Origin of the sequence: Pseudomonas sp. BCA17, assembly GCF_004519405.1 — a bacterium.
Taxonomy (GTDB): domain Bacteria; phylum Pseudomonadota; class Gammaproteobacteria; order Pseudomonadales; family Pseudomonadaceae; genus Aquipseudomonas.
Window position 1 is genome coordinate 423424 of the sequence record NZ_SGWI01000003.1, and the last position, 12812, is coordinate 436235.

Sequence of the window (12812 nt, forward strand, 5' to 3'; positions counted from 1 at the left end):
TCCCAGCGTGTATTTCATGGCTTTACCGAGCGCTCGCCACCCATGCTTGAAGCCCCGCAGAATCAGCCGGCCAGAGGTCCAGCGAGTACACGCTGATCAGGTTTCGAATCTTTTCACCGATCACCTGGGCGCGGTGCCAACTCAAACCGTCCATCACGATATCAATGCTCAACAGGTCATCCTTGCGGTCTACATTGACTTGCCGTGGCGTCAGGCTTTGCAAAGCGAAATAGTTGAGCGCGCGGCACAACACATCGGGCTCAGCCTCGGCAACGATGCGGTAATGTGCCTGGCAATGGGCGTTGTTGACGGCCCACGCGTCAATGCGGGCAGCAGGCAGGGTGGCTTCGACGGCGTGCATGAGAAATCTCCAAATCAGGCTGGAGAAATTTTTACATTCGCCAGCGGAGATTTCTTGCCTGATATTCGCGTAAATTGCGAATGATCGAATCAAGTGATTCAAGAGTGACGCATTTATAGGTAATTCTATGCACAGTGAGTTGGACGCCTACGACCGCCGTATCCTGGCCTTGCTGCAAGAGGATGCTTCGCTGTCCAGTGCGCAGATCGCCGAACAGGTTGGCCTGTCCCAGTCGCCCTGTTGGCGGCGTATTCAGCGGCTCAAGGAGGAGGGGGTGATTCGTGGTCAGGTCACCTTGCTGGATCGCAAGAAAATCGGCCTCAACACGCAGATTTTTGCCGAGGTCAAACTCAACGCCCACGGCCGCTCCAACTTCACAGAGTTCACCGAAGCGATTCGCGGGTTTTCGGAAGTGTTGGAGTGTTACGTGCTGATGGGGGCGGTGGATTTTCTGCTACGCATCGTGACCTCGGATATCGAAGCGTACGAGCGGTTTTTCTTCGAGAAGCTGTCCATGGTGCCGGGCATCCAGGAGGTCAACTCAATCGTGGCGTTGTCGGAGATCAAATCCACCACCAGCCTGCCAGTGTTGCGCTGACAGGCTTGGCCTCATCGGGGGCAGATCGCACCGCCCCCGATGGCGATATCACAGACGCAGCAGGGTTTTCCACGCGCGATTCTGGAACACCGCAATCGCCTGGTGCATACGCGCATCCAGCGACTCGTCAGTGATCGGTTGGTTGGCCAGTTGCACCAGCTTGTTCAGTTCACCGTACAGGCGGTCCAGTTCCGGAATATCCACCACCTGGCGCGCATGGTGCAGCCAGGCCTGGATGCGTTCAAGGCGTGGCAGTTGCTCGGCCAGGTCTTCTGGTTGCTGCTGGTAGCGCGGCAGTTGCAGGGCGACAGCATCTTCGGCCAGCAGGCGTGGCAGCCAGTTGGTGATCTGCGCGGCGCCCTGGCGGTTGCCCCGCACGTTGCGGTCGGCAGTCCAGGTGCGGGCCAGCAGCCAGCGGGAAGCGTTCAGTGAGAACAGGCCCCAGCGCACGTCTTCCAATTCTTCGATGAACTGTTCCGGCGCAGCTTTGCGTATGTCTTCATCATCGTCACCGGCCTGCACCAGTGGGCGCCAGTCTTCCAGCAATGCATCCAGCGCGCTGCGCAGCTCGCTGGTGGATTGACGCGGAGCTGCCTGACCGAGGCTGCCGATCAAGGCGCGCAATTCGCCGAGGTTGTCGACCCAGTCCTGCAACAGCCGCCAGTGACCATTGAAGCGGTACTGCTCGGCCAGGCGCTGGCTGCTGCCCAACAGATGCCACATGATGGCGGCGAAGGCGTCGTCCAACGGCATTTCGGCGTGAATCTGCGGCGCCGGCAGGCTCAGGGAGTAGCTGCCGGCGTCATACAGGCGATAGCCGCGTTCGGCCTTGCTGATATCACACGGCATCAACGCCAGGGTGGCGGCCAGCTCGGCGGCCAGTTCCAGCAAGGCGGCCGGTTCGCCTTCACGCAGTTCCAGTTCCAGTTCGCAGATTTCTTCTTTCTGCTTGCCGACCACGACATGGCCCAAGTCCAGGGCAGCTTCGATGACCACCTTGGCTTTGCCGCGACCCCAGGCGATCTCGGCGCGTTCGCGCACAAAATCGGTGGTGAAGATCGGCTTGAGGGTTTTTTTGTCCAGTTCGGCCAGCTGCTCGGGCCAGCACTCGCCGTCGAGTTTCTTCACGTCGAGCTTGGCTTTGGGCAGCTCCCAGTTGTATTCGTTACGTTCCGACAAGCCGGCGACACTCTGGCCACGGGTCTTGAGGGTCTGAATGATGTCGTCACCGTCCTTGCGCAGGCGCAGTGCGACTTTGGCCTGGGCCAGGTCACGCTCTGGGGTGTCGAAGTACTGGTTCATCAACTCACGGCGTTCCCAGCCACTTTTGTTGCGTTTTTTCAGGAGCGGGTGCTCACGCAGTGCGGCGAGGGTCTCGCGGCTGACGCGCAGCTTGATTTCGGTTTCTTTTTGCATGGCCGGAACATCCAGGATCGGGAGCGCAGCCGGGGAAAAGAGTGGCTGCCAAGGTCGTGCAGTGTACAGGACTGAGCCCGGCAACGCGCCGCAACGGTTTATTGTGTCGTGCAGATGGCTCTATAGTGGGCCTCATCCGGGAAGTTGAGAGACCGCGTATGCCGTTACCCACCTTGAAAGAGCAATTCGCTGCGCTGATTGCCGCGCCGTCGGTCAGTTGCACCCAAGCGTCTCTCGACCAGACCAACCGCCCGGTGATCGATCTGCTCGCCGACTGGCTGGGCGACCTGGGTTTTGCCATCGACATCCAGCAGGTCAGCCCCGGCAAATTCAACCTGTTGGCCAGCTTCGGCAGCGGCCCGGGCGGCCTGGTGCTGGCGGGGCATAGCGACACGGTTCCTTATGACGCAGCATTGTGGAAGACCGACCCGCTGAAACTGACGGAAGTCGACGGCCGCTGGATAGGGCTGGGCAGTTGCGACATGAAAGGTTTTTTTGCGCTGGTAATCGAAGCCGTGTTGCCGCTGCTGGATCAACCGTTCAGGCAACCGTTGCTGATCCTTGCGACCTGTGACGAAGAAAGCTCGATGTCCGGCGCCCGTGCGCTGGCCGAAGCCGGCCGACCGTTGGGACGCGCTGCGGTGATTGGCGAGCCTACCGGCCTCAAGCCGATCCGCCTGCACAAAGGCGTGATGATGGAACGCATCGATATCCTTGGCCAAAGTGGCCATTCATCGGACCCGAGCCTGGGCCACAGTGCTCTCGAAGCCATGCACGACGCCATCGGCGAGTTGCGCGGCCTGCGCCTGGCCTGGCAGCGCGAGTACCGCAACCCGCAGTTCAGTGTGCCCCAGCCGACTATGAACTTCGGTTGTATCCATGGTGGCGACAACCCCAATCGCATCTGCGGCCAGTGTTCCCTGGAGTTCGACCTGCGCCCCCTGCCGGGGATGGACCCTCGGGTGTTGCGCGATGCGATCCGGCAAAAGCTGCAACCCGTGGCCGAGCGTCATCAGGTCAAGATCGACTACGCGCCGTTGTTCCCCGAAGTACCGCCGTTCGAGCAACCGGAAGACGCCGAACTGGTTCGAGTGGCGGAGCGATTGACCGGTCATCGCGCCGAAGCAGTAGCGTTCGGCACTGAAGCGCCTTATCTTCAGCGCCTCGGTTGTGAAACCCTGGTGCTTGGCCCTGGCGACATCGCCTGCGCGCACCAGCCGGGCGAGTACCTGGAAATGTCACGCTTGACGCCTACAGTGCGTCTATTGCGGGATCTGATCGAGCATTACTGCCTTAAACCCGCATAAATTAAGCCTTGTCCATTCGTACATAGAAGGAGAGCGAGCGTGTCGCCAAGCCTGTTCCGACGATAGCCACCAGCCCGCTGTGCGCTTTCACGATTCATCCTTGTTTGGCTGCTACTTATTACAGGCCCAGGTTTTATGCCCGAATACGTCAATTGGCTTCGTCACGCTTCGCCCTACATCAACGCTCACCGGGACTGCACCTTTGTGGTCATGTTGCCGGGCGATGGTGTGGAGCATCCGAATTTCGGCAATATCGTCCACGACCTGGTGCTGCTCCACAGCCTGGGTGTGCGGCTGGTGCTGGTACACGGCTCGCGCCCTCAGATCGAGGCGCGCCTTGAGGCCCGCGGCCTGACTCCGGCTTACCACGAAGGCTTGCGCATCACCGATGCCGCGACGCTGGAATGTGTGATCGACGCCGTCGGCCACCTGCGTATTGCGATCGAAGCGCGCCTGTCCATGGACATGGCGTCTTCGCCGATGCAGGGCTCGCGCCTGCGTGTCGCCAGTGGCAACCTGGTGACTGCCCGCCCGATCGGCGTGCTCGAAGGTGTGGATTACCACCACACCGGCGAAGTGCGTCGGGTCGACCGCAAGGGTATCAACCGCCTGTTGGACGAGCGCTCCATTGTGCTGCTGTCGCCCCTGGGTTACTCGCCCACCGGTGAGATCTTCAACCTGGCCTGCGAAGACGTCGCCACGCGCGCCGCTATCGACCTGGGTGCCGACAAACTGCTGCTGTTCGGGGCCGACATGGGCCTGATCGATGAAAACGGCCGGCTGGTGCGCGAACTGCGCCCCCAGCAAGTGCCGGCGCACTTGCAACGCCTGGGTGCGAGCAACTATCAGGCCGAATTGCTCGACGCGGCCGCCGAGGCTTGCCGCGGAGGAGTAGGGCGCAGCCATATCGTCAGCTACGCCGAAGACGGCGCCTTGCTCACCGAGCTCTTCACCCGGGACGGCGGCGGTACGCTGGTGGCCCAGGAGCAATTCGAGCAGGTGCGCGAAGCGGCGATTGAAGACGTGGGCGGCTTGCTCGACCTGATCAGCCCGTTGGAAGAGCAGGGCATTCTGGTACGCCGTTCGCGTGAAGTCCTGGAGCGTGAGATTGAGCAGTTCAGCGTGGTCGAGCGTGAAGGCATGATCATCGCCTGCGCGGCGCTGTACCAGATTGCGGATTCGGATGCCGGTGAGCTGGCGTGTCTGGCGGTGAACCCCGAGTACCGTCATGGTGCGCGTGGTGATGTGTTGCTCGAACGTATTCAGACCCGTGCCCGGGCGCAGGGGTTGAAGACACTGTTTGTCCTCACCACCCGCACCGCTCACTGGTTCCGCGAGCGCGGCTTTGTGCCGAGCAGCGTGGATCGCCTGCCGTCGGCGCGGGCGTCGCTCTACAACTACCAGCGTAATTCGAAAATTTTCGAGAAAGCGCTCTAACTAAAAGGGGGGCTTACTCCCTATAGCGGTGGGTCAGTCACTTATGAGGGGCTGGCTGGATGACTGCTGTCGCAAGCAAGCCCCTCTCACATTCGCCTGCGTTTTATCTTGATGCATGTGTCGCTGACGAGCGCTGAACAACCCGGCAACAGCGCCTTGCGCCTTCCCCATCTTCAAAAACTCCGCCCTGTCCCCAAACGCTTTTGCCATGACGCATCGCCCCACGCTTAAGAAGCATTGATCTGGGCCGATACGCTAAACGTCACGATCGATACATTGAGTGAAGTCGTCGCTACGCGAAGCCTGGCACCCTCACCTGACGACTTGCGGGCCGCTTTGACAGCAAAAGAAATTATTAGTGACACAAAAACTGTAACAAATTGACGGGAGGATGTGCCTTTGGCCATGATGGCGTCGCCTTTTTGATCGTGGGTGACGTATGCAACGGTACGGCCACGTCAATCGATCTAAAAAAGGCTGTTAAAGACCATTTGGGTATTAGCTTATGGCGCGGTTGGTCTACGCTGGTCGACTCGCTTACCTGAAAAGCTTATTCCTGAATGGTATGAAAAAGAATGAAATAATTCTTTTTGGGTGTATGAAAAACTCATTACCCTGCAGGGACCAAATTAACTGCGATTAGACGAAGGTAGTAGACATATCAGGTTACGATTGACTTGGTAGTCACTATCTGGCGCTAATCGCGCATCTGTGGATCAAGGGCGTTAGACCCGAGACCTAAGAAATACAAAAATTAGAAATGAGAGGAGCGGTACATGAAGAAGTCAACATTGGCGTTGGCCGTGGCTGTGGCTGCAATTGCACAACAGGCACACTCCGCCGGTTTCATCGAAGACAGCAAGGCCACTCTGGGTCTGCGTAACTTCTACATCAACACTGACAACCGTGATGGCCAGCCTGCAGCAACTGGCAGCGGCGCCAACACTCGTAGCAAAAACGCCGAATGGGGCCAAGGCTTCGATCTGCGTTTCATCTCGGGTTATACCCAAGGTACCGTTCAGTTTGGTGTTGATGCTATCGGCCTGTATGGCTTGCGCCTGGATTCCAGCCGTGCAGACCACGGTAACTACACCGGTACAGCTTCCGGCGGTACCGTCTTCCCAAGCGATGGCAACAAGGCTGTCCGCGACTACGCCAGCCTGGGCCTGACCGGTAAGGTCAAGATTTCCCAGACCGAGCTGAAAATCGGCACCCTGCAGCCAAACAACCCGGTCATCAAGACCAACGACGGTCGTTTGCTGCCACAAACCTTCCAGGGCGGCCAGATCACGTCGAACGAGATCAAAGACCTGACCCTGACCGCTGGTCAAATCGAGCACGCCAAGGGCCGTAACTCCAGCAACAACGAAGGTCTGTCCCTGGCTGGTGCCAACGGTAGCTCGAACTATGACGCAGGTAACTTCGTCAACAAGTTCTACTATGCCGGTGCTGACTACAAAATCACCAAAGACCTGACCGCTTCTTACTACTACGGCGAGCTGAAAGACTTCTACTCGCAGAACTTCCTGGGTTTGGTACACAACTGGGCAATCGGCCCGGGCGTGCTGAAAAGCGACCTGCGCTACTACCGTAGCCGTGACAACGGTGCCAATGGTGACACCGCCGGTTACTACACCTCTGGTTACTACGGCGGCACCACCACCAAGGGCAAGGTCGACAACGATCTCTACAGCTACTTGGCACTGTACTCGGTTGCTGGTCACACCTTTGGTGGCGGTTACCAGTACACCAAGGGCGACAGTGACTTCCCTTGGCTGAACCAAGGTGACGGCTCGTCGAACAGCACCATCACCGACATGCAAATCCAGAAGTTCGCCCGCGCTGGCGAGCGTACCTGGCAAGCTCGCTACGCTTATGACTTCGCCAAAGTCGGCGTACCTGGCCTGACCGCCGGTGTGGTTTACCTGCGTGGTACCAACATCTCCAACCCTACTGGTGATAAAACCGAATGGGAACGTGATCTGACTCTGGCTTACGTTGTTCCAGAAGGGCCGCTGAAAAACCTCGGTGTGGCTTGGAAAAACGCTATGTGGCGTACCGATATCGCTACCCGCGACCAAGACGAAAACCGTCTGATCGTCAGCTACTCGATCCCACTGTTGTAAGCGCTTGAAACCTTGCCCGGCGCAATGCCGGGCAAGGTGTGTTGCTTTCAGGTCGGGCTCAACCCCCGCAAGCCCTTCCCGACCCCTCTTTGTACAGCGTCTCAAGGCCTTCTCGAACCTTGGAACCGATGTTGATCCTCGCTTCTTGCCAAGTCCAATGAACAGATTTTTAATATTCCTTTATCGTCTAGATAAATCGATATTTATTCTTTTTAAATAATCCGCAACCCATGCACAGTGGGCTCCATAAGCACTCATCAGGAGCTACACCATGAGCCTAAGACTGGGCGATATCGCCCCCGACTTCGAACAGGATTCCAGCGCCGGCAAGATTCGTTTCCATGAGTGGCTGGGCGATAGCTGGGGGGTGCTGTTTTCACACCCGGCGGACTTCACGCCTGTGTGCACCACCGAGCTGGGCTTTACCGCCAAGCTCAAGGACGAGTTCGCCCAGCGCGGTGTAAAGGCCATCGCTCTGTCGGTAGACCCCGTGGACTCGCACCACAAGTGGATCGAAGACATCAACGAAACCCAGAACACGGTCGTCAACTTCCCGATCCTGGCCGACGCCGATCGCAAGGTGTCGGACCTTTACGACTTGATCCATCCGAATGCCAGCGACACCCTCACCGTGCGTTCCCTGTTCGTGATCGACCCGAACAAGAAGATTCGCCTGACGATTACTTATCCGGCCAGCACGGGTCGCAACTTCCACGAAATCCTGCGGGTCATCGACTCGTTGCAGTTGACCGATAACCACAAGGTCGCCACGCCCGCCAACTGGCAGGACGGCGATGAAGTGGTGATCGTGCCGTCACTCAAGGACGAAGAAGAGATCAAGAAGCGCTTTCCGAAGGGCTATCGCGCGGTGAAGCCGTACCTGAGGCTGACACCACAACCGAATCGCTGAGTTTCAACGGATCACATAGCAGGGGTTTTCAGGCCGTTTCGACGGCCTTTTTTTTCGCCTTGGGATTTATGAATCAAATATATTTTTATGGAATAAACAAATGAAAAAATAAGATTTATAGATATATAAATCAGCTGATATGGTCTGTTCCATCTTGGCGCCATCGCCACCCAGCGAACCGCCGACACTTGCTCAAGGAATACCTGCATGCTGGTCGTAACACTTGGAGGCAGCCCCAGCCAGCGTTCCCGCTCCGGGGTCTTGCTGGATAAAACCCGTCAGTGGCTACAGCAAAAAGGCGTGGAAGTGGTGAGTTATCAGATACGGGACTTCCCGGCCGAAGACTTGCTGCACGCCCGCTTCGACAGCCCCAAAGTCATCGACCTGTTGCAGCAAGTGGCCAACGCCGACGGCCTGGTCATCGCCACTCCGGTGTACAAGGCCTCGTTTTCCGGCGCGCTGAAAACCGTGCTCGACCTGCTGCCCGAACGCGCCCTGGCCCACAAGATCGTGTTGCCCATGGCCACCGGCGGCAGCATCGCCCACATGCTGGCGGTGGATTACGCCTTGAAGCCCGTGCTCTCGGCCCTGAAAGCCCAGGAATTGCTCCACGGCATCTTTGCCGAAGACAGCCAGATCGCCTATGGCGAGGGCAGCGCCCAGGCACAACTGGTGCCTGTGCTCGAACAGCGTTTGCATGAGGCCCTGGAGACACTCTATGGCGCCATGGCTCGTCGCCCGAAACCGCTGGACCCCCATGTGTTGAATGAACGTTTGTTGAGTGCTCGCTGGAGCATTTAAGCCGTACTGTTTTTTGTAGGACTCACCTTACTCAGCCGCCAACGGCCAAGCAGGTGCAGCCAACCCCCTCATCGCAAATTTGGAGAGAGCGCCATGCGCACTGTCATTTTGCGTCGTGGTCTGGTCGCACTGTTTGCTGCGGCTGTGTCCTTCGGCGCCATTGTTCAAGCTCAAGCGGCCGAGACCCTGCGGATCGGTTATCAGAAGTACGGCACCTTGGTGTTGCTCAAAGCCAAGGGCAGTCTGGAAAAGCGCCTGGCCGCCCAGGGCGTGCAGGTGCAATGGACTGAATTCCCCGGCGGCCCGCAGTTGCTGGAAGGCTTGAACGTCGGCTCGATCGACTTCGGCGTCACCGGTGAAACCCCGCCGGTCTTCGCCCAGGCGGCCGGCGCCGACCTGCTTTACGTCGCCTACGAGCCACCGGCGCCGACCAGCGAAGCGATCCTGGTGCCGAAAGACTCGCCGATCAAATCGGTGGCCGAGCTCAAGGGCAAGAAAATCGTGCTGAACAAAGGCTCCAACGTGCACTACCTGCTGGTACGTGCCCTGGAAGACGCCGGCCTCAAATACACCGACGTGCAAACCGTATTCCTGCCGCCCGCCGATGCCCGCGCCGCATTCGAGCGGGGCAGCGTGGATGCCTGGGTGATTTGGGACCCTTACCAGGCCGCCGCCGAGAAACAACTGCAGGCGCGCACCCTGCGTGACGGCACCGGCATTGCCGACAACCACCAGTTCTACCTTGCCACCAAGCCTTACGCCACGCAGCACCCGGATGTGATCAAGGCGCTGGTGGAAGAAGTGCGCGCGGTGGGCGAATGGTCCAAGGCCAACCCGCAGGAAGTCACCCAACAAGTCGCACCGCTGCTCGGCCTGCCGGCCGACATCACCCTGACCTCGGTCAAGCGCCAGGGCTACGGCGCGCTGTTCCTGACACCCGAGGTGGTCGCCGCCCAGCAGAAAATCGCCGACAGCTTCTATCAACTCAAATTGATCCCCAAACCCTTGAGCATCAAGGACGTGATCTGGACCCCACCCGCCGCCGTTGCCAAAGCGCCGTAATCCGACTTCTTCAGGAGACAACTCCATGAGCCTCAATATTTTCTGGTTCCTGCCTACCCACGGCGACGGCCATTACCTTGGCACCGCCGAAGGCGCTCGCGCCGTCGACCATGGTTATTTGCAGCAAGTGGCCCAGGCCGCCGACCGCCTGGGCTTCGGCGGGGTACTGATCCCCACCGGCCGCTCCTGCGAAGACTCGTGGCTGGTGGCTGCCTCGCTGATCCCCGTGACCCAGCGTTTGAAATTCCTTGTCGCGCTTCGCCCCGGGATCATTTCCCCGACGGTGGCCGCGCGTCAGGCAGCCACTCTGGATCGTTTGTCCGGAGGGCGTGCGTTATTCAACCTGGTCACCGGTGGCGATCCGGAGGAATTGGCTGGCGACGGTTTGTTCCTCAGTCATGAAGAGCGCTACCAGGCCTCGGTGGAGTTCACCCGCATCTGGCGTCGCGTGCTGGAAGGCGAAACGGTGGATTACGACGGCGAGCACATCAGCGTCAAAGGCGCGAAATTGCTCTATCCACCCATCCAGCAACCGCGCCCGCCGCTGTATTTCGGCGGCTCCTCCGAAGCGGCCCAGGACCTGGCTGCCGAACAAGTGGAAATGGTGCTGACCTGGGGCGAGCCACCGGCCGCCGTCGCCGAGAAAATCGAACAGGTACGTGCCAAGGCCGCCAAGCTTGGGCGCACCGTGCGCTTCGGTATTCGTCTGCATGTGATCGTGCGCGAAACCAACGAGCAAGCCTGGCAAGCCGCCGACAAACTCATCTCCCACCTGGACGACGACACCATCGCCCGTGCCCAGGCGTCCCTGGCGCGTTTTGACTCGGTTGGCCAACAACGCATGGCCGCGCTCCATGGCGGCAGTCGCGACAACCTGGAAGTCAGCCCCAACCTGTGGGCTGGCGTCGGCCTGGTGCGTGGCGGTGCCGGTACGGCGCTGGTGGGCGACGGTCCGACGGTCGCGGCGCGGGTCAAGGAGTACGCCGACCTGGGCATCGATACATTCATCTTCTCCGGTTATCCACACCTGGAAGAGTCGTATCGGGTGGCCGAGCTGTTGTTCCCGCACTTGGATATCGAACGTCCCGAATTGCCGAAAAGCGCTGGCTACGTCAGCCCGTTCGGTGAAATGGTCGCCAACGACATCCTTCCCAAAGCTGCATCACAGAGCTGAGGCGGCGCCATGAACTTTGAAAAACTGAGCCATCGCGTCGCACCTTGGGTGCTGCCGATCCTGTTGCTGGCGGTGTGGCAGTTGTCGGTATCGGCGGGCTGGTTGTCGACGCGCATTCTGCCGGCACCGAGCGCTGTGATCGAAGCCGGGATCAACCTGGTGCGCAGCGGCGAAATCTGGACGCACCTGGCTATCAGCGGTTGGCGTGCCGGCCTGGGGTTTGTGATTGGTGGCAGTATCGGTCTGGCCCTGGGCTTCATCACCGGCCTGTCGAAGTGGGGCGAGCGCCTGTTGGACAGCTCGGTGCAGATGATCCGCAACGTGCCGCACCTGGCGTTGATTCCATTGGTGATCCTGTGGTTCGGCATTGACGAGACCGCGAAGATTTTCCTGGTCGCCCTCGGCACGCTGTTCCCGATCTACCTGAACACCTACCACGGCATCCGCAACGTCGACCCGGCGTTGGTGGAGATGTCGCGCAGCTATGGCCTGTCCGGGTTCAGCCTGTTCCGTCAGGTCATTCTGCCCGGGGCGCTGCCGTCGATTCTGGTGGGTGTGCGCTTTGCCCTGGGCTTTATGTGGCTGACCCTGATTGTGGCGGAAACCATCTCGGCCAGTTCGGGCATCGGTTACCTGGCAATGAACGCTCGCGAATTTCTGCAGACCGACGTCGTCGTTCTGGCCATCGTCATGTACGCAGTCCTCGGCAAATTGGCCGACCTCGCCGCCCGTGGCCTGGAGCGTGTGTGGCTGCGCTGGCACCCGGCTTACCAAGTGAATAAAGGAGGTGCGGCATGACCGCTCAACAACCTCCGCGCCTGCTTAAAGGCATCCCGCTGGCAGTGCGCAAGTTGCGCAAGGCCTTTGGTGCGCGGGAAGTGCTCAAAGAGATAGACCTGCATATCCCGGCCGGCCAGTTCGTCGCGGTGGTGGGCCGCAGCGGATGCGGTAAAAGCACCTTGCTGCGCTTGTTGGCGGGCCTGGACAAAGCCAGCGGCGGTGAACTGCTGGCCGGTTCCGCGCCGCTCGAAGCAGCGATTGAAGATACGCGGTTGATGTTCCAGGAAGCGCGCTTGCTGCCGTGGAAAAAGATCATCGATAACGTGGGCCTTGGCCTCAAGGGCAACTGGCGTCCCAAAGCATTGGAGGCGTTGGAGGCGGTCGGCCTGGCCGAGCGTGCCAATGAATGGCCGGCAGCCTTGTCCGGTGGCCAGAAGCAGCGCGTGGCCCTGGCCCGCGCCTTGATTCACCAGCCGCGCCTGTTGCTGCTCGACGAGCCGTTGGGCGCGTTGGACGCACTGACCCGCATCGAGATGCAGCAACTGATCGAAAACCTTTGGCAGAAACACGGCTTCACCGTGTTGCTGGTGACCCACGACGTCAGCGAAGCCGTGGCCATTGCCGACCGGGTGATCCTGATCGAAGACGGTGAAATCGGCCTGGACCTGGTCGTCGACCTGCCACGCCCCCGAGCCCGAGGCTCACACCGCCTGGCCGCGCTGGAAGCCGAAGTGCTCAACCGTGTGCTGTCGCTGCCCGGCTCGCCGCCGGAACCCGAACCTGTTTCACCGTTGCCTACGCAATTGCGTTGGGCTCAATAACTCATATAGGAAGATCATC

Annotated in this window: 12 protein-coding genes; 10 read left to right on the forward strand and 2 right to left on the reverse strand. The window is 59.6% G+C overall.

From position 1 onward, the window contains the following. Positions 1–22 precede the first annotated feature (22 nt). The gene (locus tag EXW71_RS14445) at positions 23–361 is read right to left on the reverse strand and encodes a hypothetical protein (protein ID WP_134659308.1); all 339 of its coding nucleotides are present in this window, start codon (positions 359–361) and stop codon (positions 23–25) included. Positions 362–488: 127 nt separating this feature from the next. Here EXW71_RS14445 and EXW71_RS14450 point away from each other — a divergent pair, with 127 nt between their 5' ends. Next, on the forward strand, positions 489–959 hold the full coding sequence (locus EXW71_RS14450; RefSeq protein WP_060753552.1) for an Lrp/AsnC family transcriptional regulator: 471 nt from the start codon (positions 489–491) through the stop codon (positions 957–959). A gap of 48 nt (positions 960–1007) precedes the next feature. On the opposite strand, the gene EXW71_RS14455 is transcribed toward EXW71_RS14450, so the two are convergent. Beyond that, complete coding sequence (locus tag EXW71_RS14455; RefSeq protein WP_134659306.1) at positions 1008–2375, reverse strand: inorganic triphosphatase; 1368 nt, start codon at positions 2373–2375, stop codon at positions 1008–1010. A gap of 158 nt (positions 2376–2533) precedes the next feature. Here EXW71_RS14455 and argE point away from each other — a divergent pair, with 158 nt between their 5' ends. From argE to ssuB, 9 genes are all read left to right on the forward strand, one after another. Beyond that, positions 2534–3682, forward strand: coding sequence for an acetylornithine deacetylase (gene argE / locus EXW71_RS14460; protein ID WP_134659304.1), 1149 nt, complete (start codon positions 2534–2536; stop codon positions 3680–3682). 135 nt (positions 3683–3817) lie between these two features. Further along, positions 3818–5119, forward strand: coding sequence for an amino-acid N-acetyltransferase (argA, locus tag EXW71_RS14465; protein WP_123716448.1), 1302 nt, complete (start codon positions 3818–3820; stop codon positions 5117–5119). 776 nt (positions 5120–5895) lie between these two features. After that, on the forward strand, positions 5896–7245 hold the full coding sequence (locus EXW71_RS14470) for an OprD family porin (RefSeq protein ID WP_134659302.1): 1350 nt from the start codon (positions 5896–5898) through the stop codon (positions 7243–7245). Between the two features lie 271 nt (positions 7246–7516). After that, the gene (locus EXW71_RS14475; protein WP_015886425.1) at positions 7517–8155 is read left to right on the forward strand and encodes a peroxiredoxin; all 639 of its coding nucleotides are present in this window, start codon (positions 7517–7519) and stop codon (positions 8153–8155) included. Between the two features lie 207 nt (positions 8156–8362). Next, entirely contained in the window at positions 8363–8956 is a 594-nt protein-coding gene (gene ssuE / locus EXW71_RS14480; protein ID WP_123716445.1) for an NADPH-dependent FMN reductase, read from the forward strand. A 93-nt stretch (positions 8957–9049) separates the two neighbouring features. Then, the gene (locus EXW71_RS14485; RefSeq protein WP_134659300.1) at positions 9050–10018 is read left to right on the forward strand and encodes a sulfonate ABC transporter substrate-binding protein; all 969 of its coding nucleotides are present in this window, start codon (positions 9050–9052) and stop codon (positions 10016–10018) included. Positions 10019–10043: 25 nt separating this feature from the next. Next, positions 10044–11192, forward strand: coding sequence for an FMNH2-dependent alkanesulfonate monooxygenase (ssuD, locus tag EXW71_RS14490; protein ID WP_134659298.1), 1149 nt, complete (start codon positions 10044–10046; stop codon positions 11190–11192). 9 nt (positions 11193–11201) lie between these two features. Beyond that, complete coding sequence (gene ssuC, locus EXW71_RS14495) at positions 11202–11990, forward strand: aliphatic sulfonate ABC transporter permease SsuC (RefSeq protein WP_123716442.1); 789 nt, start codon at positions 11202–11204, stop codon at positions 11988–11990. Beyond that, positions 11987–12793 (forward strand): aliphatic sulfonates ABC transporter ATP-binding protein, encoded by an 807-nt coding sequence (gene ssuB / locus EXW71_RS14500; RefSeq protein WP_123716441.1) that lies wholly within the window; start codon positions 11987–11989, stop codon positions 12791–12793. The genes ssuC and ssuB overlap by 4 nt, the downstream gene beginning before the upstream one ends. Positions 12794–12812: the final 19 nt, after the last annotated feature.